We start from the raw sequence: 24,065 nt of genomic DNA on the forward strand, positions 1-24,065 counted from the left end.
GAAGTAATGTAAAGAATTGTTACGACTGGCATAAAAACAGGGGCAAAAAAACGAGAACCCTATAGAGGGGTTCATAGCAGCCACTCTACCTATTCTTTACTGTATTCACGATTCGGGTGAATCTTACCACTATGGATTTTTTGAAGAAATTCTTCCGCAAAAACGCCCCTAAACCCCCTAAAACCAACCCTAACCCTGGTCAAACCTTCATCCTCGAACCCATCCTCACCCCTTCAGGTCTGGGTTTAGATGGAGATGCAGGAGATGGAACTCCCCCCTTAGATGGAGACTTCGATATCGACCTTAATGCTGCTGACGGTGACGACATTGATACTCCTGATGATATCAGCAGCACTTTAGATGCAGAACCCACAGACAGTGGAGAAGACGATAGCACAGCAGGCGATAATCCAGACGTTAGCGGGGGTGAAATTGACGATTCAGACATTGACGATTCAGACATAGAAGAAATTTCGTATATTACCTCAGTTGCAGAAGATGAGGGTTTAGACACTCCAGGAAATCAACTTGATACAGAGCTACAAGGTGAGGGTCAACAGACTTTAAACCCGGAACAGGTAGAAGCCAAGGACATCGAACCGGATGGCGAACAAGAACCCCTTGCTGCATTATCAGCGAACCGCACTTCAGGAGACTCTTCTGCGGAAGGCCTCTCTCAACCGAGCGATACCGAAACCACTGGAGGGGATAGGGTTGACCCCATAGACGATAATCCAACCGGAGAACAAAGCCTAGACCCTCCCGAAGAAGAGGAAGAAATTGCCCCCACCTTAGAAATTGTGCCACCCAATTTTACCTTTGATTCCGGAGTCTTCACCGTGGGAGAAACGGGAGAGGTTGGCGTTGACTTCCTCTTTGATGGGGGTGGATATCAAGGGGAACTGGCCATCTTTTCCTTAGAGGGAATGGATGAATTTGAAGCCGGTTCCGAGGAATTTATCCAAGAAGCTGCCACTCGCGCCTTGAGTAATTCTGAACTGGGTCATGTCGTGATTTCCGATGCTGAAGAAGGGGCTAAATTTAGTGGTAACTTGGGCGAGCGCGACCAAAATGACGGAGAGTATTTAGGGGTGAAAACCTTTAAGATGCGCTCTGGGGATGAATTTGGGGTGATGCTGGTTCCGAATAAAACCGTAGCCAGGGTTTTGGATAATCCCAGTATTGGCGGTTCCGGTCGTCCCTTGTTTTCCATGGTAACGGCGAATCCGGATGATGCGTTCCATGTGGGTCAAATTGCCGATGTGACGGGAGATGGTTCGACGTTTGTGATGGAAGATATCCGCGTCGATGGTAAGACAGACTCGGATTACAATGATGTGATTTTCCAGGTGAGGGGAGCAGAAGGGAAGGCGGCGCTGTTGGATAGTGCGATCGCCTCCGACAAAGAATGGCGTTATTCTGATCTTGGGCAAGCCTTACTCGAATACGCCAAACCCTACATCACCCCTGAGTCCGTAGAAACCGAAGTCAGCGACCTCATTCAGGACGTACAAGGCTTAACCGAAGCCCTGCAAGACGCAGTAGAAACTCTAGAACCTGAAGTTGTAGAACCTGTTGAAACCCCTGAAGAACCTGCTCCAGAACCAGAAACTCCCACTTCCGAGCAACCCGTGCAACCCGCAGAGACTGAAGTAACTGACAATTCTGCTGACTCCAAGCAAGACGAGCAAAATTCAGACACTGAGGAAACAGAAACTTCTGATAACTCGACTGCTGAAACTTCTAATTCCGAGCAAAATGAGCAAAATTCAGACACTGAGGAAACCGAGAATTCTGATAACTCGACTGCTGAAACCTCTAATTCCGAGCAAAACGAGCCAAATTCAGACACTGAGGAAACAGAAACTTCTGATAACTCGACTGCACAAACATCAGACACTGAGGAACCAGAACACATTCATTCCGAACAGGAAGAACCCTCAGCCACCGATAACCTCATCGCTCGGTTAGACCATTTAACCACCCGACTCGAAGACGCGCAGAATGCACCCGTTTCCAGCGAAGAAGCGGAACAATTGCAAACCTTAGTGCAACAGGTGGAAACCTTGACCGAAACCCTAGAACAACCCGACTATCAATCCTTCTCCGAGCGGGCAGAATTAGCCGTCACGCGAGTGGTTGAGCGCTTAGAAAACGTCGCCCAACGCATCGTTCCCATTGGTGAAACTCCTCCAGAATTTGAATTTGCCCAAACCGCCCAACCCCTAGTCGGTATCATCGACACCGGCTTTAGTGAGGATAATCCAGATATCGACTATGCTCGCATTACCCTGGGTCAAGACCATATCGACAATGACAATAATCCCCTATTGTCCGAAGGCGAAGGCAACGAACACGGAACCCATATCCTCGGCATTATCGGCGCAACCGAGAATAATGGCATTGGTATCGATGGCATCAATGACCAAGCTCCCCTCTGGGTAGGACGTGCTGTCGGTTCAGGAAAATGGGCCGAGTCCTTGGTGGAATTCGTCGATGCAGCGCGAGAGTCGGGACAACCCAATGCAGTGGTGAATTTGAGTATGGATTTAACTCAGATTGATGCCCAAGGAAATGTCACCACCCGCTATGAGTTTACCCAACAAGAGTGGGATGCTATTGAATATGCTCGTGAACATAATGTGTTGATTGTAGCTGCTTCCGGAAATGATGGCGGGGTGATGTCGGCGTTGGGACAAGCTTCTCAGGAGTTGGATAATATTCTTACCGTGGGTGCTGCCGAGCAAGTGAATCTAGACCTATCTGTGGCTGAAGGTTTTGAGCGAGTAGACTATTCCAGCTATGGAGAAGGATTAAATCTGGTTGCTCCTGGAGGAACCGATGAATATCCGATCTTATCCACGGTTGGTAATGGTGTAGGAACCATGACCGGGACTTCAGTAGCGACGGCAAAAGTTACCGGGGCAGCGTCTCAAGTTTGGGCTGCTAATCCTGAATTAAGCTATCAGCAAGTGGTGCAAATTCTCAAGGAAACAGCGACTGATTTGCATGAAGCGAATTCAGATCATGAAACTGGGTTTGGCTTGTTAAATATTGCCGCCGCCGTTCAGTTGGCAACTGTGACGAAACCAGAAGTTTACGAGTATTCTGCCATTGAGCTTTCACAACCTTGGAGCGACGAAGGTCAATTTACTGCTACGGAACGTGCTGCTGCCACCGAGTTTATGGGTAAATACTATGAGTGGGATAATTACATGATTAAATCAGGAGATACGCTGAGTGCGATCGCTTTTCGTACAATGGGTAATAGTTCCGCTCCTTATTACAATTTTATTGCCCAGAAAAATGGTATTGCTAACCCCAACTGGATTTTTCCGGGAACTTGGATTCAAGTGCCCAGGCAAGTTGCAGCACCAGCTCCAAAACCTATACCTACGCCTCCACCAGCTAATCGTCCAACTCCCATCTCTCCTCCTTCTGGCACTCCTTATACCGTTAAAAGGGGAGACACTCTCTGGGCAATTGCTCAACGCTTGTTAGGTAATGGTAGCCGTTGGCGGGAAATTAAAGATGATAAGGGTAATCCTTTCAATGAATCCACTGCGCGGCGTTTGCGTATTGGTCAAGTGGTTTATCTTCCTGGTGGTTCTCCATCTCCATCTCCGACTCCAAAACCCCAACCATCTAATACCTGGCATCATCCCCTTCCAGGAGCGCGAGTAACCAGTGAGTATGGGCCGCGTTGGGGACGTTTTCATTACGGTATCGATCTAGGCGCACGAACAGAAACTCCAATTAGAGCGGCTAAAGCTGGTCGAGTCGTTTATGTAGGTTGGGATACCACGGGCTATGGAAACTTAATCAAGATTCAGCATTATGATGGCACGATGACCTTCTATGCTCACCTATCTCGGTTTGGAGTCAGGGTTGGACAGTCAGTTAGTGGAGGAGCCTACATTGGTAGAGTGGGTAGTACAGGCAATTCTACGGGCCCTCATCTGCATTTTGAAGTGCGCGTATCTCCTTATCGATGGAGGGTTAATAATCGTAATCCTAGGAATTACATCAGATTCTAATGGTAGTGATTAATCGATCTCTCCCATGAAATTGTAGGGGCGAACGGCCGTTCGCCCCTACAGATTTGGCTACATACCGACAAATTTTGGGCGATCGCCCTTTCTAAACAAACTCTACATGATTCTGCATGTCCAACGGCTCCAATACCTCCCAAATTAAGACTAAACCTCGTACAATTTCACCCATTGAGCGACTCTTTTGATGGCAATAAACAATACCACAATGATCTAAGCCTCGTTGGTGAAGGGCTAAAAAATCATCGTCTTGGGTAAAAACCACTCGATTGTTGGCGATCGCAAACGCTAGTTGCTCCTCATCAGTAATTCCCAAAAGATTCTCCTCTGGTGTTGTCGTCACATCAATACTTCTTCGTCTTAAACCTTCTGCGATCGCCCGCTCAACTGACTCATCTAAATGATATTTAATCTTCTCCAATATTCATTCCCTTTAGTTTTTGCTGTACTTTAGAAGGAATTTTGGCTTGCAACTCTTGAACCCATTGTTCGCTCTGTTGAATTTGTTGTCGAATTTCTTGAAAATGATCGTGATAGTAAGCTAACGCAGCATAGACATCTGCCAAAGTAATTGAAGGATATCTGGAGACAATTTCATCAGGAGACATGCCCATTTGTTCGTGCCAAATCACAATATCCTGAACTCTAATTCTATGGCCAGCGATATGGGGTTTTCCACCACAAATATCAGGAGAAATTTGAATATGTTCTGAAATTACTTCTGTCATGGAAAGATGAAACTCGACGATTGTGAGTGTTTATTATATCTCAAATTCTTGTTCTTGAATCGTATTTTCAGTTAACCAGGGAGGCGATCTCGCCAGCGATGCGGAGCATTATCGCCCCTTCCATTCTCTCCCCCACCCCAAGAACCGGGTTATTCTGTCACTTTTGCTGCTTCAGCGATATCCGTGGCAAAAACCCGGTTTCTGACTTTGGGGCGATCATGGGGACGATCGCTATTGGATGATTTCCACTATTTTGGCGATCGCCTCGTTTGATTTCTCTGGTTTCAGCTTACCCGCTCGATACAGTATAATTGGGCGATCGGCTGTGAACAATCGCGGCCCTTCCCCACCCCTAAAAACCCGGTTTTTATGTCACTTTTGCTGCTGAAGCGATATCCGTGGCAAAAACCCGGCTTCTGACTTCGGGGCGATCTTTGGATGAGAAGGGGGCGATCGCCAAATGGGTCAAAACAAGTATAATTAACAAAACCCAACACAATCTCACAATGGCAAAACTCCCGATTGAAATAACTGTTCTGGTTAATCAATTAAAACAGCAAGCCTTAGATATAGTTGATGAATCTCTAGCTATAGAGCTAAAAGTTTTTGAGCAATTTGGAGAAACAGAGCAAACCATTGCCGCTTTAGACGAAATGAAGAATGCGGGAGAAGATGCCGCATCAGCTGACTCGCAACTGTCCACCCTCCAGTTACAAATTGCTAAAATCCAACCGGATGCTCCTTCTGATGTGTTAAAATTACTCACCAAAGTAATTGAGAGAACACAATTAAGAATTCCAGCATTACAAAGAAGTATTCAAGAAGTTCAACAAGAATATCAGGTATAAACTCTTATGAAAAACAAACCTCAGATCCCTAACACGGAAACATCAAAACGTTTGTTAAATAATCTACGTCGAACTCGTTTAGAAGTTCGAGAAGTTAGCTTAGAACTGGCAGAAATCAATGCAAGATTGGAAGATGAAATTCGTCAAAAGCAGCTAGAGAGAGTGAGAAAAACCTTAATGGGTTAATATTGACTCCAATTACCTGTAGCCTTGTATTGAGTTGGCCTAAATTAATTCCCCACTAACACACTTCGCATGATATGGGAAATCACTTCAACTAACCCTAACCCCCGTTTGATTTCTGCTTTTCTGAAACTACCATGAAAAATTTTCAACTTCTAGATTCAGTCGCCTTGCTCGAACCCATTTCCAGGGAAAGGCTCACTTTAATTGAGCCAGAATATGAATCCATTCTGAGTTTACCCACCGGACAAGTGGGAACTATCGTTGAAGTATATGATCGGGCAGAAGAACCTCAGTATTTGGTTGAGTTTTGCGATCGCCAAGGCTGTGAATACGCAATGGCAACATTAAAAGCGAACGAAATTTTAGCTTTACATTATGAATTAACGGTGGCTTAAAAGACCCACCCCAAGAAACCGGGTTTTTTGGTCACTTTTGCTGCTTCAGCAATCTCCGTGACAAAAACCCGGTTTCTGACTTCGGGGCGATCGCAGCGAATAGATGTTCATGTTGGTATAATCAAGATATTCGATCATGTGATGGTATTCTTCAACGCTGAAATGGGCAATTTCTGGAGCTATAAGGGTCATATTATCCTCCTTTCAATTTTCCTATCGCACTGACCAATCTTCTAAAGCCATTTGGATTACACTATCGACAGACTTAAAATCATCATGAGTTATAGGTCTAAGCTTCTGACGAGATTTCATCTGTTTGCGGTAATTGATATAGTAGTCTTCAAATGTGTTATAGATTTGCTCGTCGTTAAACGGATATCTTAATTTGATATTGCATGAATTACTCATTGATACATTAACGTCAGTTATCTTGTTAACATGATAAAAGTCATCTGTCCAGATGCCAACGCCACCAATTATTTTACCTCTTTTAAATATTCCACTTCTCATATTACGCAGTGTGGGAATAATCCACAAAGTAGGCAAGCGAACCCCTAGAAATAATCTTGGTTTTTCATGATTTGGGCCAAAATAATAACTAAAACGGGCACAGGTTTTATTGTGCATCATTTTTCCTTCCTTGTTAAACTTACCAAATTCCAGATATTTTATGTGAGAGTAGCGATCTACTTCAGTCGCAAACTGAATGGTTGGATGATAATTCAGAATCTTCTGAATGATTTCCAGGATTCTATCCTTAATCTCTGGCTGTGTCAGTAAATAGGCTTGAAGAAAGGGTGGCAAAGAATCAAATAGGGAATCTTCATCCACTTCAATGTCTTGTTTGCGATAGACTTTTCCCTCCAAATCTCGCAAAATCAGACAATAACGGTTGTCTTTGGTGCGATCGATTTCATATTGCAACAGTAAGCTATTCGGTAGATGACGAGCAGCATACTCTTTAGCGGGAGTTGAAAAATCAGCAGCAATTGAAATTAAAGAAAACTCTTGTTTCCAGTCCACTGGTGCAAATTCTTCACCGTCAGGAGGATGGCGCATTAATGCTTTTTTGTATCGCAGTAACTGATTGAGGCTGGCTTTGCCGCCGCTATTTTTCAGTTCGATAATCGCTAATCGGTTTTGTGCATCAACGGCTAAAATATCCGATCGATTTTTGTCATTAATGTAATATTGTTTAGCCACCGGATTTAAATCTAGGAGCTGAGGTAGATGCAGCCAGATAAACTCCTCAAGCAAGGCTTCTGATTTAAATAAGAATTTACCTTTATGAAATTTGATCATTTTCAGATGACAAAAATATCGGATACAGGAATTGAAAGATCGGGAAATGCCAAGGGGGTGACTTCTTCTGTGACTGAAAAATCCTGCCTGTCTCGATAGTCATTTCCTTGAGGAAAGCGATAAACTATTACTATTCTAGAGTTAAGATCCACAATCCAATATTCTGGGATATTTTCTTGGGCATAGAGTTCTTTTTTTGCGGACATATCGTAACTTCGAGTTGCTTTGGATACTTCAACTACTAGCTCGATATCCTTGGCAAAGGGGTGATGGTCGATATATTGCGATCGCGGCAACTTTGCCACCACAATATCCGGTTCCGGTTCCGATGTCGATAAGGTAATGGGTTTAGCTTCTCGTACATAGGCTCGTCCTGCGGTTAGCCGTTCCAGTTTTTTCGCCAAATTTTCTTCAAAATAAGCATGTTCCGTGCCTTGAGGAGACATTTCTATAATCAGTCCATTAATCAATTCTACTCTGCGTTCCTTGAATAGGCCACTCTCGATCATGTGATGGTATTCTTCAACACTGAAATGGGCAATTTCTGGAGCTATAATGGTCATCTCATCCTCCTTATAGTACAGCATTTTGCAACTGTCTCTCACTATCGTCAGTAACCACAGATTCCCAAATATAGCAAACCTAAATGAGTTATGTAATGGCTGCCCCTCATCCCCCTGCCCCCTTCTCCCGCAGGAGAAGGGGGAAAGTCCCTCTCCCGTGGGAGAGGGATTTAGGGAGAGGGCATTTCCCGTTGCACAACTCATTTAGACTAGCTATACATAACGCCACATACTCAGCTAATTTTACGGGTACTGCATTCCCAATCATTTGCTCTAATTCAGACTTATTCCCTTGAAACTTAAAAGTTGTAGGAAAGGTTTGTAAATAGCTTCGCTCTAAGGTAGTTAAAGCTCTCAAATTTTGATCGATCTCTCCTGCATCTCCTGGATGTTTTTGATAAGTTTTAGGAACAGGACGATTCACCCCTCGAATGGTAGGACTCGGTTCATAGATACTAAAAACACCTCTTCTCTGATAACTTCTGGGATGACGATAAAAATATTGAAGTCCTAAGCTGTCTCCTAAATAGTCAAATACTGTCATAGGTTTCTCAGATTTATTTTTTTCCAAGATCGGCTGTAGTGCATCATCTTTACCCTGCAAATGACCAATAAGAATATAGCGTTTTCTCGTTTGTGGCACTCTGCAATAACTGGCATCTAGAATACAAGAAGTGAGTCCATATCCCACTTCCTTAAAATGGTTATATGCTATTTTGAGAGTATTGCTTTTAGAAATTCTCGCTACATTTTCCATGACAAACCATTGAGGTTTAAGCTGCACAATAATGTTAGCAAAACTAAGTGTCAAGTTAGCACGGCCTAGACTTTCATCCCGTTTCCCTGCACTAGAGAAATCTTGGCAAGGAGGCCCCCCAATAATCATTTCTGGCTGAAAATAGCTCACCATCTTGTAAGCATCTGGATCGGCTAGATCTTTTTTGAAAATGGGATGATCAAAATTTTCTTGATACGTTTGTATAGCTTTGTCCCAAATATCAAAAGCAGCTACTAGATTAAATCCAGCATTTTGAAATCCTAATGACATTCCTCCACATCCAGCAAATAAGTCTACTGTTTTCATCGGCCCATTGATACTCTACAATTCAATAAACAAGTCAGGCGAGTTATAGATTATAGCATCTAGTCTTCTCTCTGGGCTTAATAAGTTTTGACCTCCACCTAAAATAATGTTTGATATTTCCTGCTTTTGAATTCTAGGTTTGGTTAAAGCCTCTGACTTCATATAAACATGGGTAAATCTTCCACTAACAGCAAAAGTTTTATCATTTTTAGTATTATAGGATAAAAAATCTATGATTTTCCTATAATCAAAAATCCCCTTGTTTGCAAATTCATCAATCATTTTGAATAACCAAATCACAGTTCGAGCTTGCCGGGTAATCGATCGGACTCGATCAAAATTCTTAATTTCTGTTTTAACCGCATCTATAAATAATCGACTAAATGCCAGATTACTCCAAATAAAAATATCCATACAGTGTTCTGACAGTTGTGGTGATTTTCCTTGAGTTTTCCATATGGGTTGCATTAAGAAAGGAGTTTGATCTTCTATAATTAAACTGACTATCTGATCTATAGAATTAATTATATCGGGAAGATAGGGGATAATAGTTTCAGGTTCTGACCAGTCAGAAATGGCAGAAAAGCGATCGTTAACTAATTCGGATGCTAACCAATGTTTATTTTTGAGTATTTGAGCAAAACTACAGGCTAAATAAACAATCGTATCTGGTCTAATCACCAGTTCACAACCATACTCATCTTCGTTTAAATCACAAGTGGAATTATCAGGTAACGCAGTTAATTTAATTTCTAGTGCTTGTAAACAATTACCGGTATCTCGTGCTTGGGTTACTAAATCTACTCCTGGAAGTGTGCCCAAAACATACTGCTGATAGGGAGTAAACTGTGTTTCAAAGGCATAAAAAATATTGTCTGAGAGGGGATCTAGAGCATAAAGTTGATCTGTATTAATCGTGGAATGTTCCACGGCTAAACTGGAATTGAGTTTTAGGTAAATATTCTCTAAATTATGACTATGCAAATAGGCACAAAGGGAAGCTGGAAAAGAAGAATTAAAGCAATTTTTACCCCAAGCTTCTTTTCGGGTAAAATCCCGATTGGAATATTGAAGACCGAATAGACTGGGTTTGGGAGTTTTAGGATTCATGGAAAAGACGTTCCGAAACTCTAGTGCGTAGAATGATAACACTACAATCAGACAAGGGGCTTAAGCCCCTTGCCCGATCGCTACTTCCCTAACCAGCAACCACAAAGTTAACTAATTTGCGCTTAGGAACCACAATCACCTTCTTCACTTCCTTACCCTCAATATAGCGTTGAGCGACTTCTGAATCGCGGGCATATTGTTCTAAAAGCGCTTGATCTTCGGTGGCGGGGACTTCGATTGTGCCCCGTGTTTTACCCATAATTTGAATCACGAGGGTAATCTCATCGACGACTAGGGCGCTCTCATCGACAACGGGCCAAGATTGACGGTGAATGGAGTCCTGATGACCCAAACTTTGCCATAATTCTTCTGCTAAGTGGGGAGCAAAAGGCGCAAGCAGAAGCAATAAGGTTTGAATGCCTTCTGTGTAAACGGGAGAGGATTTACAGGGGGCATCATTGAGGGCGTTACTGAGTTTCATCATCTCAGAAACGGCGGTATTAAACTGATAATCTCCTTCTAAATCATCGGTGATTTCTTTAATCGCAGTATGGATGGCGCGACGGAGGTCTTTTTCGGCTTTGGAATTAGTGGCTTCCTTGTCAGAAGAAGCTTCTGAGAACTCCATGACTAAGCGCCAAACCCGGTTGAGGAAACGAAATTGCCCTTCTACATCGGCATCATCCCATTCCAGGTCTTTTTCGGGGGGCGCTTTGAAGAGGATAAACATCCGTGCGGTATCGGCTCCGTATTTGCCTAAGACGGTTAAGGGGGCGATACCGTTGTATTTGGATTTGGACATTTTCTCATAGCAGGTGATGAGAGCATCGCCAGTATCAGGATCTGTGGGTTGGCTAATGTCGGCTATTTCATCGGTGCGAATATATTTACCGGTATTGGGATTTTTATAGGTTAGAGCCTGTACCATACCTTGAGTGAGCAACCGTTGGAAGGGTTCGTCAAAATTGATTAAACCGCGATCGCGCAAAACCTTAGTAAAGAACCGAGAATACAATAAGTGGAGAATCGCATGTTCAATCCCCCCCACATATTGATCTACCGGCATCCAATCATTGGTTTTGGCTGAATCAAACACCGCCTTATCATTCTTCGCATCGGGATAGCGCAGGAAATACCAAGACGAATCAATAAACGTATCCATCGTATCCGTTTCCCGTTTCGCCGGAGTGCCGCAGGTGGGACAATCTACATTCACCCAATCTTCTAATTGCGCCAAGGGAGACGCCCCCTTACCGGAAAACGCCACATCCTCCGGCAACCGTACCGGGAGTTGCTCGTCGGGAACCGGAACCGCCCCACAATTGGGACAATGAACAACAGGAATGGGAACCCCCCAATACCGTTGCCGAGAAATCAACCAATCCCGCAAGCGATACTGCACCCGTGCTTTTCCGTATCCCTGACTTTGGGCATAGTCAATGATGGCTTGTTTGCCTTCCGTGGAGGGAGCGCCGTTAAACATCCCGGAATTGACCATATAACCGGGTTCGGTATAGGCTTCGCTCAAGCTTTCCGGTGCTTCCCCTTGAGTCGGGGAAATTACCACCTTGATCGGTAACTGTTGTTGTGTCGCAAACTGGAAATCGCGCACATCATGGGCGGGAACCCCCATCACTGCACCCGTTCCATACTCATACAACACATAATCGGCAATCCAGATGGGAATCTCTTCCCCGGTAAACGGATTAATCGCCCGTCCTCCGGTGGGTATGCCCCGTTTTGGTTTATCTTCAGCCGTGCGGTCAATATCGCTTTCTCCCTCAAGGGATTGGATAAACTCACTCACCGCTTGCTGTCGGTCTGGGGTGGTCACTTGGGGGGTTAAGGGATGTTCGGGAGCTAACACCACATAGGTGACTCCATACACCGTATCGGGACGGGTGGTAAAGACGGCAATTTTCTCATCGAGTCCCACAATGGGAAATTCGAGATACGCTCCCACCGATTTGCCAATCCAGTTGGCTTGCATGAGTTTCACGCGCTCCGGCCATCCGGTGAGCTTATCCAAGTCTTGCAAGAGTTCTTCGGCGTAGTCGGTAATCTTCAAGAACCATTGTTTTAACAGTTTGCGCTCCACTTTGGCTCCAGAGCGCCAGGAATAGCCCTCACTGTCCACCTGTTCATTGGCGAGTACGGTTTGGTCTACGGGGTCCCAATTGACGGCGGCTTCTTTCTGGTAGGCTAAACCGGCTTGGAAGAATTGCAAGAAAATCCATTGCGTCCACCGATAATAGTCGGGGGAACAGGTAGCGACTTCCCGATTCCAGTCGTAGGAGAGTCCTAAGCGCCGGAGTTCGGCCTTCATCTGGCCAATGTTCTCATACGTCCATTTTGCCGGATGAATGCCTCGTGCGATCGCCGCATTTTCTGCCGGTAAACCAAAGGCATCCCATCCCATGGGGTGCAGCACCCGATAGCCGCGCATCCGATAGACCCTGGCAATGACATCTGTGATTGTGTAATTTCTGACGTGACCCATGTGCAGGTTTCCTGAAGGGTAGGGAAACATGGAAAGGGCGTAGAACTTGGGTTTCTCTGGGTCGGTTAGTGTGGTGTCTACTCCTTGTTCAGCCCAAGTTTGTTGCCATTTTTCCTCAATTTCGACTGGATTATAGCGAGATTCCACGAGTTAAACTCCTGCGGGGTCATTCATTCTACTTGACTATTTTGACATAATCTGGAATGTGTCGGCGCGTTCTCTGGGATTTTTCTGGCTATACATCGTGTTTTTTGAAGATACCATCTGGAGGAACAGGCGATCGCCTAATTGCCGGTTCGAGTTGGAACCCTGAAATCCTCACCAGCGCTGGTATCTCCATTTCCGAGGCACAGAAGGCTGGGGAAATTCTGACATTGCAGCAATTTTAGAAACTCTAAAATGGATTTATCAAAACCACAAGCCAGCCAAAAAATAGGGCGATCGCTTTGCCAAAATAATGCCAACCCTCACCTGGGAAAAACCAATTCAGAAATTGCTCTAACTTGCTACAATAAAAAACTACAATAAAAAAATATCTATACCCTAACCCCAGATGACTCAAACGCTCACTCCATCCCTAACCTTAGAAGAATTTCTAGCCCATCCAGAAACCAAACCCGCTCTAGAATACATCAATGGAACACTTGTAGAAAAAACCATGCTCCAAGGTGAACATAGCCTAATCCAAGGTGAATTGTGCGAAGTCATTAACCGAGTTGCGAGATCTTCTAAAATTGCTAGAGCTTTCCCCGAACTGCGCTGTACCTTTGGGGGACGTTCTCTTGTTCCCGACATTGCCGTGTTTCGCTGGGAAAGAATCCCCCGAACAGATAGCGGAAAAATTGCCAATCGCTTTGAACTTCACCCCGATTGGGTCATTGAAATTTTATCCCCTAACCAAAGTAGCTCTCAGGCATTAGATAAATTATTGCACTGTTCCCAAGCGGGTACAAGTTTGGGATGGTTAATTAATCCCGCAGAAGAAAGTATTTGGGTGATTCGAGAAAACCAACGTATTGATGTGTTTACAACTGACGCACCACTGCCGATTTTAGAAGGAATCGATCGCCAGTTAACAACATCCGAAATTTTAAGTTGGTTAATTCTCTAAAATCTATTCCCTATTCCCTATTCCCTATTCCCTATTCCCCATTCCCCTGCCGTGACAACCCTAAAATGGTGGGTTACGGCGGATTGATAGATTGCTGTCAGAGTCTAGGTTTTAGCCGCCTAACCCACCCTACACTAATGCACTATTTTAGCTATGTCACGGCACTACGAAGATTAACTGGATTATAGCGAGATTCCACGAGTTAAACTCCTGCGGGGTCATTCATTCTACTTAACTATTTTGACACAATCTGGGATGGGTCGGCCGGTTCTCTGGAATTTTACTGATAGGGCTACGGGCGGGTCATGGGTCGTATTAGCTCGGTAGAAGTCGGAAACTTTAAACTATCTTCATGAAGTTTTGTTAAAGTTTCCGTAGGTTTGCGGAATCTAGACCTCTAAATCTGTAGTTGGTTATTAGGGAGTAAGTATACTTATGTAAGTTGCTCGTCCAAACGGTCAAAAAAAAGTTCGGAAAACTAGCACTTTTTTTCAATTTGCGGTTATGATGTTCAAATCTTAATACAATCTAAAGTCAATACATTGATGGCAGATCAGCCCAGGAGCTGATGGAACATTTGCCAAGGGAACCCCTAGCCATCAGGTCATCTACTATCAAAGGAGTTAAGTGTCTTATGTTAATTCGAGATATTGTTGAGCAAAGTCTAACGGTTGGTTATCTGAGTGTGGAAGCTGAAGAGCAACTGCGAAACAACCTCAGCCACAAGTATGATGTGGAAGATTTCCGAGCATTCATGCAACTACAATTTGCGATTATGAATGGACAGGTGAGGCAGGAAGCTCGCGAACGGTTGTTGGTTGCGGGATAGTCTCCTAAACGGGGCGATCGCTCATTTTTACAATTAATTGAGCTAACTGCTGGGCACTGTCGGGTACAGCGAGTGAACCCATGGCTTCTGCCATTGTCTCTAGGGTGTCTGGAGATTGGAGTAATTCAGAGACGGTTTGCTTTAAGGTTTCAGCCGTAAGTTGGTTTTGCTCAAAGAGTTGAGCTGCACCGGCTTGGACGAAAATCCGGGCGTTATAGGTTTGATGATCGTCGGCAGCGTAGGGATAGGGAATGAGTAGTGCGGGTGTTTTGGCGATCGCCAATTCCGTCAATGTTCCAGCACCAGCACGACTAATCACTAAACTCGCTCGATGGAGCAAAGCGCCCATATTATCGTAAAACGGTAGAGTTAAATAGCGCGGATGCTGAACATCGTTAGCTTCGGGATCGTTATTCCCCGTTAAATGAACCACCACAACACCCCGATCTAGCCAATCTTGCACCGCTTCGCGGATCAGTTGATTCACGGCAACAGCGCCTTGAGATCCCCCAACTACCACAATTAAAGGGGCATCTTCAGGAATATCTAGGGTGAGGGGTTGGGGATCGAAAAAATCAGCACGCACAGGAGTCCCCATCGCGATCACATCCGTTCCCTTGAGATAACTTTGGGCAGCTTCAAACCCGACAGCTACCGTAGTACACCAGGGAGCCAACAGGCGCGTCACTTTACCGGGTAAGGCGTTCGACTCATGGAGCAAAACCGGTAAACCGAGCGATCGCGCCGCTAGAATAACGGGAGCAGCAATATACCCTCCCGTGGTAAACACCCCTTGAAATCCACCAGTTTTCAGCAACCGACGACAGACTCCAATGGAACTCACCAGCCCTTGCAACACTCTAAGACTCTTGAGACTCAAGCCACCCTGAAAGCCTTCAACGGCGATCGTATGTAGGGGATATTGACTCGGAACTAACTGGGTTTCCAAGCGGTTGGGAACCCCCAACCATTCAATATGGCAGTTCTCAAGTTGTCCAGCAACCGCCAGCGCAGGAAATAAATGTCCACCAGTTCCACTAGCGGCAATTAGGAGTTTCAAGGGTGAATCAGACATGGGAGAGCTATAGGATATGAATCAGGTACTCTAGAGTTATAGTAATAGGGTTTTGCGGGCAGTTTCTGCTAATCCGTTATTTTCCCATAAACCGTTTTGCCCTCTCCCTAGGTTGAGTCGAGGGAGGCTATTATGCCTCGCCCCTTCTCCTACAGGAGAAGGGGTAGGGGGATGAGGGCAACGGTTGAGACATTATTTTAGATAGGTCAATCCATGAGCGACAATATGATAAATGCTATTTCCAGCCACCAGAGACAAGGGACAAGATTACCCGGCAGTCGCCTGTGGGCTACCCTATTGTTGAGTGTATCCATCGCCTGGACTGGGGTAGGGGTACAAGCTGCCGAAACCGTACCCAATGAATTAAAACAAGTGATTGAGCAAATCGACACGAATGCTAGTCAACAGAACTTAGAAGGGGTTTTATCTTTTTACGATCGCCAGTTCAAGAGTGAGGATGGCTTAACCCGCTCTAGTCTGGCAGAGGTGTTAGCGGGATTTTGGCAAGAGTATAGTCAGATTCGCTATAGCACAGAAGTCGAATCTTGGCAACAGGAAGGCAATGCTTGGATCGCAGAAACCGTAACCACCATACAAGGTCAAAAAATGATGATGGGGCGATCGATGCAGATGCGATCGCAGATTCGATCGCGCCAACGGCTAGAAAATCAAAAGCTAGTCTCCCAGGAAATCCTCTCCGAGCGCACCATTTTAACGGCTGGAGACAATCCGCCTACAGTTGATTTTCAACTGCCCGAACAGGTTTTAATCGGTCAACGCTTTACTTTAGATGCGATCGTCCAAGAACCGTTAGGAAATGATGTTCTTTTAGGCGCTGTCCTAGAAGAACCCGTGCATGTCAACCATTATCTGGAATCGGAATCCATCGACTTGGAGTTACTCTCGGCTGGTGGATTATTCAAATTGGGCACAGCTCCCGTTATTCCCGAACCCAGATGGATTTCAGCCGTACTCATTCGCGGGGATGGCATCACCATGATTACCCAACGCTTAAGAGTGGTGAGTTCAATTAACAATTAATCTAGGATGGAGAAATCACCCTATTCCCCATTCCCCATTACCCATTCCCTATTTACCCATTACCCATAAAGATCTATGTCTCGATTCAAAATTGATGTATGGGGGATAGTATTTGCGAGTTTAATAGGGGTTAATCCCCCATTAACTCCCCCAGCATTTTCTTTTCCTGTACTGGCTCAGGATATCCCCATTAATTCGAGTGAAGTTCAAAGGGTTCCGCAATTTTTAGTCGATGCCGTTCGTTGGGATCTGAGTATTGAATTAGGCGTACATCCCGATCGCCTGTCCTTTGTTGAAGCCAGTCGCCAACAATGGCCCGATACCTGCCTAGGATTGGCTTATCCTGGGGAATTCTGTGGTCAGCAAATTCTTCCCGGATGGCGAATTGTCTTATCTAATGGCTCTCGCCGTTGGGCCTATCGCACGGATGTTCAGGGACAACTGAGGCGACTGGAAACCACGCCTCAAGAAACAGCTTTTCCCCTATTTTTACAGGACATTGTGTTAGAAGCAGCAGCCAGAGACTCCCAACAACCCATCGATTCTTTAGCCTTTCAACAAGCCATTCCCCAAACTTGGCCCGATACTTGTTTAGGGTTAGGAGGCAATAATTGCGCGGCGATCGCCATTCCCGGTTGGGAAATTACAGTGATTAGCGACACTCTCGGTCAAACATGGAACTATCGTACCAACCGGGATGGCTCCATTGTCCGGCAGGCGATCGCCTCATCCTCCACTGAAACCTCCGGAATTCAAGGATTACCAGAATCAGTCAGACAAGCCGTCTTCAAAGATTTGGCCCGTCGCCGCAGGTTACCGATGCGTGCCCTAGAAATCGTAGAAGCCACCCCGCAGATTTGGTCAAGCAACTGTTTAGGATTGCAATTTTGGAATAGTGAATGCCAAGAAGAAGAGCTAGAGGGATGGCGAGTCGTGGTGAGAAATTCCCGCCGCCGTTGGGTCTATCGCACGGATAGTCAGGGCGAGATTGTTTATCCAGAAAATAACTAATACAGCGCTTCGCGCGGTAATAGGTATAGTCAATTCAAATAACAGTGAGACATTTTTGTAGGGGCGTTTCATGTCGCGTTGGCGTAGCCTGCGCGGAGCGCATAGCGAAACGGCCGCTCGCCCCTACAGATGATGTCCGGTTAAACCTCTAACCCATAGTTGAATGCCATACCTCATATCCCATCCCTATTCAGCCACCCGCACCCTAGCCAAATAAGCATCCGTATAATAATGGCGGAGAATATCCTGATAAGTTGACCCTTGAGAAGCCATCGCATAGGCTCCATACTGGCTCATCCCCAAACCATGGCCAAATCCCCGGCCTTGCACTTGGAAACTTGCCCCTCCGGTTGCCTTATCCCCTGTGGTCAGGGGTTGAATCGTAAACAGGGTACTTCTCAAACTTAGGGCCTTTCTCAACTGTGCCCCCGTAATCATCTTTTCTCCCTGATCTCCGGTAACTTTCAGGGTGCGGACTCGGCCCTGGGGGGTTTTTTCTTGAGGGGCAATGGACAAGACATTACCTACCCCTTCAATTAACTCGCTGATATCAGCCAAGCTAAAGACCTCTGTCCATTGATAAACCGGAGCTTGCTGATCGTAATCGGGTACAGCTCGCAGATAGGGACGGGGTTCTGACCAAATATCTTCTACATTCTCGGTGTGACCCCCAGAAGAGGAATGAAACACCGCTTCAATAATCGAACCGTCATAGGCCAAGATTTGTCCTTGAGTGGCATCTACCGCTTGCTGAGTGCTGACGTATTCATCTTCTACACCACCATAGACTTGCCAGAAGGTGTCATTGCCCACATCATAAATTTTATCGGCGGTTCTTTCCCGGTGATAGAGGGCATAACTGCGGGCAGATACGGCTTGAGCTTTCAGAGCTTCCAAGGGCCAAGACGGAATCATTTCGCCGCCGACCACACTGTAGAGATAATGCTCAATATCGACATAATTAATGGCGGTAATGCCTTCATCGGTGGGCATAATTAAGAGTCTACCTCGATACCAGCGATCGCCAATCCACACCAATCCATCATTTTGGGGTTCAATCCACAACTGGCCAGCTCGCCACTGAGCTAGAGACACTCCATAGTAATCTGACTGAGCCGTAAACCCATCCATCGGGTTTAACTCTCCAATCACCTGACCATTGGAGTCCTTGACAATGGCGGCGGTAGAACTACCAATTTTTACTCGATCGGTATCTTCCTGAATCGCTACCCGTAACTCAACTTCGGCTGCACTTGCTAAGGAAGCCATGACCATCCACAGCAGAGTGGTCAACCACCAATGGGGTTTGATGGGTTTCAATAGCGCTTTGACGGGAATGTAGAAAATACTGAACACAGAAGCCATAGAAAATCAATCCTTAGTGGGAGTCGTTTAGTGAATGTATACGTTATGGAAAATCTTAATAGACCTTAACAGATCGTCAGCTCCTCTGAGTCAATTTCCGGGAAATTCCCCCAAAATCTTTGCTTCTTATCTCAAATTCGGTTCATGGGTTAAACTTGCGGGCATCTTGCCCGCACTCCCTCAATTGCTTGATATTCATGGAGTGGGAGCATCTTGCTCCCTAGGTTTTCATGGAGTGGGAGCATCTTGCTCCCTAGGTTTTCAATGACGGTTACCCTTTGTGGGTTAAGCAAATAAGCGGCGAATTTCTTCGATGCGTTTGCGGTTGACTCCTAAATCCGATTGTCCTAACCGGGAAGCAGAGCGCACGTGGATCGTTTGGGCGTTTTGATCCACATAAAATTCCACATCATCCACATACCCCATGAGCTTGCTGGTAAACTCAGCATAGAGATAATTCTCTGACTCGGTAACAATGGCGGTTCGAGGCATTCCCTGGATAATAGATTTCAATTTCTCGATCGCTTCTGAGGGAGTGCCGCTATAAGAAAATGGCTGAATATAATGTTCAGTATCGGTTGTTGAACCTTGACTACAAACACAATTGGGAGAAGAGGGACAAGGGGCGAGTTTTCCCTCTTTAACCCCTAGATTCGTCGGACGTTTTCCAGAAAATGACAACATAAATTAAGGAGATGCTTCTAAACAGACAACTTAGTTATGCTATCATTCCTGGAATAATTTTTAATGGATTAACTAGAGGCACTGGTATAGTAGCGTAGGGCAAATTTCCAGAAGGCATTGGAGAGGATTAATAAGGCGATCGCCAGCAACAAGGAACCCATTAACCAAGAAGTATTGCTCTCTCCTAACAGGGCTTGGGCGGGAACCGTAGTTAAAAAAGTTACGGGGACTACAAACGTAAAGAAAACTCGGTAAGCCACGGGATAGGCAACCACCGGATAACGGCCAGCATCTAAAAGCGATCTCAAAACTTCAGTAATATTATAAATTTTGACAAACCAGACGCTAGTTGTGCCGAGGAGAAACCACAGACTATAGAGAATCAAAATACCGAAAAATAGGGGAAAGAGCGCCAAAATAAAGTCAGTTATCCCTAAATTGAGGCGGTTACCTGCATAGAGAATCACCCCCAATCCTAACACCACATCCGGTAACCCCCAAGGGGAAATCATGCGTGTAGAGAGCCAAAATTGGGTGCTAATGGGTTTGAGGAGTACAAAGTCTAGGGTTCCTTGCTCCACTTGGTCTACAATGCGATTGAGATTCGGTGCAAGAAAGGCGTTAGAGATGCCTTGCAACAGGGTAAAAAAGCCCATGACTAATAAGGCTCTCTCCCATGACCAACCGTCAAAAGTGTAGCCGGTTCGATAAAATAGGAATAGCCCCAAAATCCCCCCCACGAGATTGCCAAAACTGGTTAGGGTAGCGATCGCGAAATTCAGTCGATATTCCAGTTCTGCCGCGATCGAGGTAGACCAAAATAACTGAAGTAATTTGAAATATTGCATGATTTTACCGATTACCTACCGCCCCATTAATAGGGATTCTGAACCCAGTCTTGAGTCTGATTAAAGGGTAACTCTTGATTAATAGAATTAATTTGGAATTGTTCAGCCTCATTGATTTGATCGATGTGGGTTTTCATGATCTGCATCAGTCGTTGATTGTAAAATCGGTGTAGGCTATGGTGGGGAGTTGCCGGAAAGCCTCGCCGCTTCTTGTGTCTGCCTCCCGCACCGGGATCGAAGCGTTGAATACCGTTGGCGATCGCCCACTCAATGGGCGTATAGTAACAAGCGTTAAAGTGCAGGCAATCGAATTCTTCAAAACTGCCCCAATAGCGTCCATACAGTTGATCCCCTTTAGTCACACAAAAGGACATTCCCACCGGTTTGCGCTCATCTCCTTCCCGATAGGCGGCGCTGAGTACCAAGCGATGGCGATAGTTATCATAGAGGCGCTCAAAAAAGGTCTTGGTTAAATACTTACTTCCCCACCAGCCAAATTGATCGCAGTGATGGCTATAAAACTGGTACATATCCGAGAGCAGATGATGGGTAATGTCTTCTCCATTGTGGACTTTCATGGTTAATTGGGCTTTTTCAACCGCTTTGCGCTCCCGCTTAATATTGCGCCGTTGATTGGCATTAAACATCTTCAAATAATCATCAAACGTCTGGAAGCCCTGATTATGCCAGATGCTGCTGTGGTGTAACCAAGCCGAAAAACCGTATTTTTGAATCATTGGCCGCCATTTGGGGTCAACATAGAGGAAATTGCAGCCGGAAATATTATGGCGATCGCAAAATTGGTCAATTGCTGCTACCATCATTTCCGTTAAACTCTCCTCATCTTCAGTCAGATCGACTAAAAACCGATAGCCCAAGGCTGGCGTAAACGGACTCATCCCCAACAGTTTCGGATAATAGTCAATGCCCAGACGATAAGCTAGATCTGCCCATTGGTGATCGAAAACAAACTCACCATAACTATGACCTTTAAGATATAAGGGAGCCGCCGCCACTAAGGTGTTCTCTCTCCACACCGTTAAATGACAAGGTTGCCAACCCGCTTGTGCTGTAGCACTACGGGAGGCTTCCATGTTGTGCAACCATTCCCACTCTAAAAACGGTGTTTTCAACGGTTGCGCCAGAGCATCCCATTCTGGCTGAGGCACTTCAGAAATTTGTGAAATCCAACGAGCTGAATATTGACCCATGAGAGAATTAACAATTAATAATTAACAATTAACAATTTGGGGAATGGGGAATAGGCAATAGGCAATAGGCAATAGGCAATAGGCAATAGGCAATAGGCTATCCTCCCCATCTTCCCCATCTCCCCCATCCCACCTAACCTAACCGATAGTGTAAAAACACCTCTTGCCCTACGGGATGAGCGGAGAGCAGGGTTAAAGATTTGGGGATACTTAAGCCTAACCCATCTACCGGTGTGGGGGCAGTTGCGCCGCCTAAAAGGACTGGACATAGGGTTAACCATAATTCATCAATCCAATCTCCAGCCAGTAAACTCGCTACTAAGTTCCCTCCTCCGAGGATGGCCAAGCGCTTAATATTCAGTTGGGCAAACTGGACAAAGATCTGATTCCAATAGAAGCCCCCTTCATGGGTGGAGGCGGTCAGAATTCGGTCAAATTTGGGGGTTAATTCTGGTTGATTTTCCCAGGGAATGGCTCCCTCTGGGGTGGTGAGTAGCCATCGGGGAATGGGTTGTTGAAAAAAGCGACAGGAGGCATCAAGAGCGCCGGTTTGGGAGACGACAATTTGTACGGGTTGGGGCGGATATTGCTGCTGCTGGCGTTGTTGTAGGAGTTGGCGATCGCTAATGCTTAAGGTTGTACCATAGGCCCGTAGGGTAGCCGCACCGAAGAGAACCGCATCGACTTTGGCAATTTGTTGCTCAAGGTGGGCTTTATCGGCAGCCGAGCCAAACCGAGCCGGTGAGCGGCTTGCGTCAGAGATTTTGCCATCGGCGCTCATGGCGAGGATAACGGTAATATGGGGGCGATCGACCGCAGAAGCCGTCATAGGATAGGAGTAAGAACTTTCACAAAGTATACAATATGTTGCTTTATGTTGCTGTTGAGCATCATTTTCTTGCGCCCAAGTGAAGATTCTTGATAGGCTAGGAGTGGGAAACTAAACTCAGGGACTAAGCTTCTTCCCCTCAATTCCCATATCAGAAGCAGGGTGCAAACAATCGCAAGTTATCCTTAACGTCGCAACTGTGATGAAGAACACAGTTAGGCTGCTGGTGAAATCATAGCCTAAATGATAAAAAGATTTACAATTAAAAGTGAGTGCTATATTAATCGTGTTTTAGGATGACCTGGACTTGATTCTCTAACCTTCAAACAATCTACCCAACCCCAACTGAGATTATGACAACTTCAGCTTCCCAAGATATCAAAAACGAAAATATTGATTTGCTCTCGGCTTATCAACAAAATTCTTCTCTGGAATTGCGGAACCAAATTGTCAAATCGAATATTGGTTTAGTCCGGAAAGAAGCCCATCACTGGATGCACCAATGCAGTGAAGGATACGATGACTTACTCCAGGTTGGGTGTATTGGTCTGATTCGAGCCATTGAACGGTTTGAACCCTCCAAAGGTCATGCCTTTAGCTCCTTTGCCATTCCCTACATTCGGGGCGAAATTCAACATTATTTACGCGATCGCAGCAATACCGTCCGCATCCCTCGACGGTGGTTGATGATGCAACGCAAGGCAGAAAGCACCATTCGCGATTTACAAGTGGAACTCAACCGCTATCCCAAAGATATCGAAATTGCCCAAGCTATGGGTGTGTCTGTAGAAGAGTGGCACGAAGTGAAACTCGCTTCAAAAAACCGATCGCTCCTCAGTCTAGATGCTCCCGTTACCGAGGAAGGAGAACAAGCAACCAGTCTAGGGGAACTGGTTCCCGACCATCACTATCGCAGTTTCCAGTTAGCCATGGAAGACCAAATTCGCCTGCAACAAGGCTTGGTGAAACTGGAAGAGCGCACCCGCCAAGTCTTAGAATTTGTTTTTCTCCACGACCTCACCCAGAAAGAAACCGCCGAGCGCATGGGAATCAGCGCCGTGACAGTCTCTCGCCAGGTGAAAAAAGGTCTGGAACGGTTGAAAAAGGTGATGACCACCGAGATCTGAAGCCCTCATCCCCCAACCCCTTCTCCCACGGGCGCTGCCCTGAGCGAAGTCGAAGGGAGAAGGGGAGCAGAAGTCCCTCTCCCCTGGGAGAGGGATTTAGGGAGAGGGCAACCCTCATCCCCCAACCCCTTCTCCCACGGGCGCTGCCCTGAGCGAAGTCGAAGGG

At 45.6% G+C, this 24,065-nt stretch carries 26 protein-coding genes; 12 read left to right on the top strand and 14 right to left on the bottom strand.

What is annotated here, in order from left to right:
• Positions 1-116: 116 nt before the first annotated feature.
• On the top strand, positions 117-4,037 hold the full coding sequence (locus PMG25_RS09965) for a S8 family serine peptidase (RefSeq protein WP_283766749.1): 3,921 nt from the start codon (positions 117-119) through the stop codon (positions 4,035-4,037).
• Positions 4,038-4,140: 103 nt separating this feature from the next.
• On the opposite strand, the gene PMG25_RS09970 is transcribed toward PMG25_RS09965, so the two are convergent.
• A complete protein-coding gene (locus tag PMG25_RS09970) occupies positions 4,141-4,476 on the bottom strand; it encodes a DUF5615 family PIN-like protein (protein ID WP_347178797.1) in 336 nt (111 codons plus the stop codon).
• Complete coding sequence (locus PMG25_RS09975) at positions 4,460-4,780, bottom strand: DUF433 domain-containing protein (RefSeq protein WP_283766751.1); 321 nt, start codon at positions 4,778-4,780, stop codon at positions 4,460-4,462. The genes PMG25_RS09970 and PMG25_RS09975 overlap by 17 nt, the downstream gene beginning before the upstream one ends.
• Positions 4,781-5,018: 238 nt before the next feature.
• On the opposite strand from PMG25_RS09975, the gene PMG25_RS09980 reads away from it, so the two are divergent.
• The 4 genes from PMG25_RS09980 to PMG25_RS09995 all read left to right on the top strand — a co-directional run bounded on the left by PMG25_RS09980 (position 5,019) and on the right by PMG25_RS09995 (position 6,209).
• Positions 5,019-5,168, top strand: coding sequence for a hypothetical protein (locus PMG25_RS09980; RefSeq protein WP_283766752.1), 150 nt, complete (start codon positions 5,019-5,021; stop codon positions 5,166-5,168).
• Between the two features lie 118 nt (positions 5,169-5,286).
• The gene (locus PMG25_RS09985; RefSeq protein WP_283766753.1) at positions 5,287-5,628 is read left to right on the top strand and encodes a hypothetical protein; all 342 of its coding nucleotides are present in this window, start codon (positions 5,287-5,289) and stop codon (positions 5,626-5,628) included.
• A 6-nt stretch (positions 5,629-5,634) separates the two neighbouring features.
• Positions 5,635-5,814: a hypothetical protein gene (locus tag PMG25_RS09990; protein ID WP_283766754.1), complete on the top strand. Its 180-nt coding sequence runs from the start codon at positions 5,635-5,637 to the stop codon at positions 5,812-5,814.
• A gap of 134 nt (positions 5,815-5,948) precedes the next feature.
• Positions 5,949-6,209 (top strand): DUF4926 domain-containing protein, encoded by a 261-nt coding sequence (locus PMG25_RS09995; protein ID WP_283754047.1) that lies wholly within the window; start codon positions 5,949-5,951, stop codon positions 6,207-6,209.
• Between the two features lie 45 nt (positions 6,210-6,254).
• On the opposite strand, the gene PMG25_RS10000 is transcribed toward PMG25_RS09995, so the two are convergent.
• The 6 genes from PMG25_RS10000 to leuS all read right to left on the bottom strand — a co-directional run bounded on the left by PMG25_RS10000 (position 6,255) and on the right by leuS (position 12,915).
• Complete coding sequence (locus PMG25_RS10000) at positions 6,255-6,401, bottom strand: hypothetical protein (protein WP_283766755.1); 147 nt, start codon at positions 6,399-6,401, stop codon at positions 6,255-6,257.
• A gap of 21 nt (positions 6,402-6,422) precedes the next feature.
• Positions 6,423-7,511: a PDDEXK family nuclease gene (locus tag PMG25_RS10005; RefSeq protein WP_283766756.1), complete on the bottom strand. Its 1,089-nt coding sequence runs from the start codon at positions 7,509-7,511 to the stop codon at positions 6,423-6,425.
• A 2-nt stretch (positions 7,512-7,513) separates the two neighbouring features.
• On the bottom strand, positions 7,514-8,074 hold the full coding sequence (locus PMG25_RS10010; RefSeq protein WP_283766757.1) for a Uma2 family endonuclease: 561 nt from the start codon (positions 8,072-8,074) through the stop codon (positions 7,514-7,516).
• Positions 8,075-8,180: 106 nt separating this feature from the next.
• The gene (locus tag PMG25_RS10015; RefSeq protein WP_283766758.1) at positions 8,181-9,158 is read right to left on the bottom strand and encodes a DNA cytosine methyltransferase; all 978 of its coding nucleotides are present in this window, start codon (positions 9,156-9,158) and stop codon (positions 8,181-8,183) included.
• A 15-nt stretch (positions 9,159-9,173) separates the two neighbouring features.
• Complete coding sequence (locus PMG25_RS10020) at positions 9,174-10,268, bottom strand: HindVP family restriction endonuclease (protein WP_283766759.1); 1,095 nt, start codon at positions 10,266-10,268, stop codon at positions 9,174-9,176.
• An 88-nt stretch (positions 10,269-10,356) separates the two neighbouring features.
• Positions 10,357-12,915 (bottom strand): leucine--tRNA ligase, encoded by a 2,559-nt coding sequence (leuS, locus tag PMG25_RS10025; protein ID WP_283766760.1) that lies wholly within the window; start codon positions 12,913-12,915, stop codon positions 10,357-10,359.
• A gap of 104 nt (positions 12,916-13,019) precedes the next feature.
• Here leuS and PMG25_RS10030 point away from each other — a divergent pair, with 104 nt between their 5' ends.
• From PMG25_RS10030 to PMG25_RS10045, 4 genes are all read left to right on the top strand, one after another.
• A complete protein-coding gene (locus tag PMG25_RS10030) occupies positions 13,020-13,157 on the top strand; it encodes a hypothetical protein (RefSeq protein WP_283766761.1) in 138 nt (45 codons plus the stop codon).
• 10 nt (positions 13,158-13,167) lie between these two features.
• On the top strand, positions 13,168-13,296 hold the full coding sequence (locus tag PMG25_RS10035; RefSeq protein WP_283766762.1) for a hypothetical protein: 129 nt from the start codon (positions 13,168-13,170) through the stop codon (positions 13,294-13,296).
• 25 nt (positions 13,297-13,321) lie between these two features.
• A complete protein-coding gene (locus PMG25_RS10040) occupies positions 13,322-13,879 on the top strand; it encodes a Uma2 family endonuclease (RefSeq protein ID WP_283766763.1) in 558 nt (185 codons plus the stop codon).
• Between the two features lie 634 nt (positions 13,880-14,513).
• Positions 14,514-14,708, top strand: coding sequence for a hypothetical protein (locus PMG25_RS10045; RefSeq protein ID WP_283766764.1), 195 nt, complete (start codon positions 14,514-14,516; stop codon positions 14,706-14,708).
• A gap of 4 nt (positions 14,709-14,712) precedes the next feature.
• On the opposite strand, the gene murG is transcribed toward PMG25_RS10045, so the two are convergent.
• A complete protein-coding gene (gene murG / locus PMG25_RS10050; protein ID WP_283766765.1) occupies positions 14,713-15,783 on the bottom strand; it encodes an undecaprenyldiphospho-muramoylpentapeptide beta-N-acetylglucosaminyltransferase in 1,071 nt (356 codons plus the stop codon).
• 213 nt (positions 15,784-15,996) lie between these two features.
• On the opposite strand from murG, the gene PMG25_RS10055 reads away from it, so the two are divergent.
• Together PMG25_RS10055 and PMG25_RS10060 are read left to right on the top strand one after the other, a co-directional pair.
• Positions 15,997-16,824 (top strand): hypothetical protein, encoded by an 828-nt coding sequence (locus PMG25_RS10055; RefSeq protein WP_283766766.1) that lies wholly within the window; start codon positions 15,997-15,999, stop codon positions 16,822-16,824.
• Positions 16,825-16,899: 75 nt separating this feature from the next.
• Positions 16,900-17,835: a hypothetical protein gene (locus PMG25_RS10060; RefSeq protein WP_283766767.1), complete on the top strand. Its 936-nt coding sequence runs from the start codon at positions 16,900-16,902 to the stop codon at positions 17,833-17,835.
• A gap of 186 nt (positions 17,836-18,021) precedes the next feature.
• Here the strand turns inward: PMG25_RS10060 and PMG25_RS10065 are convergent, their stop codons facing one another.
• The 5 genes from PMG25_RS10065 to PMG25_RS10085 all read right to left on the bottom strand — a co-directional run bounded on the left by PMG25_RS10065 (position 18,022) and on the right by PMG25_RS10085 (position 22,772).
• Positions 18,022-19,200, bottom strand: a complete 1,179-nt coding sequence (locus tag PMG25_RS10065) for a SpoIID/LytB domain-containing protein (RefSeq protein ID WP_283766768.1) — start codon at positions 19,198-19,200, stop codon at positions 18,022-18,024.
• Between the two features lie 285 nt (positions 19,201-19,485).
• Positions 19,486-19,881 (bottom strand): DUF1499 domain-containing protein, encoded by a 396-nt coding sequence (locus PMG25_RS10070; RefSeq protein WP_347178798.1) that lies wholly within the window; start codon positions 19,879-19,881, stop codon positions 19,486-19,488.
• 71 nt (positions 19,882-19,952) lie between these two features.
• On the bottom strand, positions 19,953-20,732 hold the full coding sequence (locus PMG25_RS10075) for an ABC transporter permease (RefSeq protein WP_283766770.1): 780 nt from the start codon (positions 20,730-20,732) through the stop codon (positions 19,953-19,955).
• 26 nt (positions 20,733-20,758) lie between these two features.
• Positions 20,759-21,958 (bottom strand): GNAT family N-acetyltransferase, encoded by a 1,200-nt coding sequence (locus PMG25_RS10080; RefSeq protein ID WP_430540958.1) that lies wholly within the window; start codon positions 21,956-21,958, stop codon positions 20,759-20,761.
• A 118-nt stretch (positions 21,959-22,076) separates the two neighbouring features.
• On the bottom strand, positions 22,077-22,772 hold the full coding sequence (locus tag PMG25_RS10085; protein WP_283766772.1) for a RibD family protein: 696 nt from the start codon (positions 22,770-22,772) through the stop codon (positions 22,077-22,079).
• Between the two features lie 353 nt (positions 22,773-23,125).
• Here PMG25_RS10085 and PMG25_RS10090 point away from each other — a divergent pair, with 353 nt between their 5' ends.
• Positions 23,126-23,899: an RNA polymerase sigma factor SigF gene (locus PMG25_RS10090; protein WP_283766773.1), complete on the top strand. Its 774-nt coding sequence runs from the start codon at positions 23,126-23,128 to the stop codon at positions 23,897-23,899.
• Positions 23,900-24,065 lie beyond the last annotated feature (166 nt).

Source organism: Roseofilum capinflatum BLCC-M114, assembly GCF_030068505.1.
In the GTDB taxonomy this organism is placed as follows: domain Bacteria; phylum Cyanobacteriota; class Cyanobacteriia; order Cyanobacteriales; family Desertifilaceae; genus Roseofilum; species Roseofilum capinflatum.

What these genes read in the sequence shown, in the direction of transcription:
- PMG25_RS09980 (WP_283766752.1), top strand. Translation starts at nt 5,019, where the DNA reads ATGATTTCCACTATTTTGGCGATCGCCTCGTTTGATTTCTCTGGTTTC.
- PMG25_RS10075 (WP_283766770.1), bottom strand. Translation starts at nt 20,732, where the DNA reads ATGCAATATTTCAAATTACTTCAGTTATTTTGGTCTACCTCGATCGCG.
- murG (WP_283766765.1), bottom strand. Translation starts at nt 15,783, where the DNA reads ATGTCTGATTCACCCTTGAAACTCCTAATTGCCGCTAGTGGAACTGGT.
- PMG25_RS10040 (WP_283766763.1), top strand. Translation starts at nt 13,322, where the DNA reads ATGACTCAAACGCTCACTCCATCCCTAACCTTAGAAGAATTTCTAGCC.
- PMG25_RS10055 (WP_283766766.1), top strand. Translation starts at nt 15,997, where the DNA reads ATGAGCGACAATATGATAAATGCTATTTCCAGCCACCAGAGACAAGGG.
- PMG25_RS09995 (WP_283754047.1), top strand. Translation starts at nt 5,949, where the DNA reads ATGAAAAATTTTCAACTTCTAGATTCAGTCGCCTTGCTCGAACCCATT.
- PMG25_RS09985 (WP_283766753.1), top strand. Translation starts at nt 5,287, where the DNA reads ATGGCAAAACTCCCGATTGAAATAACTGTTCTGGTTAATCAATTAAAA.
- PMG25_RS10010 (WP_283766757.1), bottom strand. Translation starts at nt 8,074, where the DNA reads ATGACCATTATAGCTCCAGAAATTGCCCATTTCAGTGTTGAAGAATAC.
- PMG25_RS10065 (WP_283766768.1), bottom strand. Translation starts at nt 19,200, where the DNA reads ATGGCTTCTGTGTTCAGTATTTTCTACATTCCCGTCAAAGCGCTATTG.
- PMG25_RS10035 (WP_283766762.1), top strand. Translation starts at nt 13,168, where the DNA reads ATGGATTTATCAAAACCACAAGCCAGCCAAAAAATAGGGCGATCGCTT.
- PMG25_RS09975 (WP_283766751.1), bottom strand. Translation starts at nt 4,780, where the DNA reads ATGACAGAAGTAATTTCAGAACATATTCAAATTTCTCCTGATATTTGT.
- PMG25_RS10020 (WP_283766759.1), bottom strand. Translation starts at nt 10,268, where the DNA reads ATGAATCCTAAAACTCCCAAACCCAGTCTATTCGGTCTTCAATATTCC.
- PMG25_RS10045 (WP_283766764.1), top strand. Translation starts at nt 14,514, where the DNA reads ATGTTAATTCGAGATATTGTTGAGCAAAGTCTAACGGTTGGTTATCTG.
- PMG25_RS10085 (WP_283766772.1), bottom strand. Translation starts at nt 22,772, where the DNA reads ATGACGGCTTCTGCGGTCGATCGCCCCCATATTACCGTTATCCTCGCC.
- PMG25_RS10015 (WP_283766758.1), bottom strand. Translation starts at nt 9,158, where the DNA reads ATGAAAACAGTAGACTTATTTGCTGGATGTGGAGGAATGTCATTAGGA.
- PMG25_RS10000 (WP_283766755.1), bottom strand. Translation starts at nt 6,401, where the DNA reads ATGACCCTTATAGCTCCAGAAATTGCCCATTTCAGCGTTGAAGAATAC.
- PMG25_RS10090 (WP_283766773.1), top strand. Translation starts at nt 23,126, where the DNA reads ATGACAACTTCAGCTTCCCAAGATATCAAAAACGAAAATATTGATTTG.
- PMG25_RS09990 (WP_283766754.1), top strand. Translation starts at nt 5,635, where the DNA reads ATGAAAAACAAACCTCAGATCCCTAACACGGAAACATCAAAACGTTTG.
- PMG25_RS10060 (WP_283766767.1), top strand. Translation starts at nt 16,900, where the DNA reads ATGTCTCGATTCAAAATTGATGTATGGGGGATAGTATTTGCGAGTTTA.
- PMG25_RS10005 (WP_283766756.1), bottom strand. Translation starts at nt 7,511, where the DNA reads ATGATCAAATTTCATAAAGGTAAATTCTTATTTAAATCAGAAGCCTTG.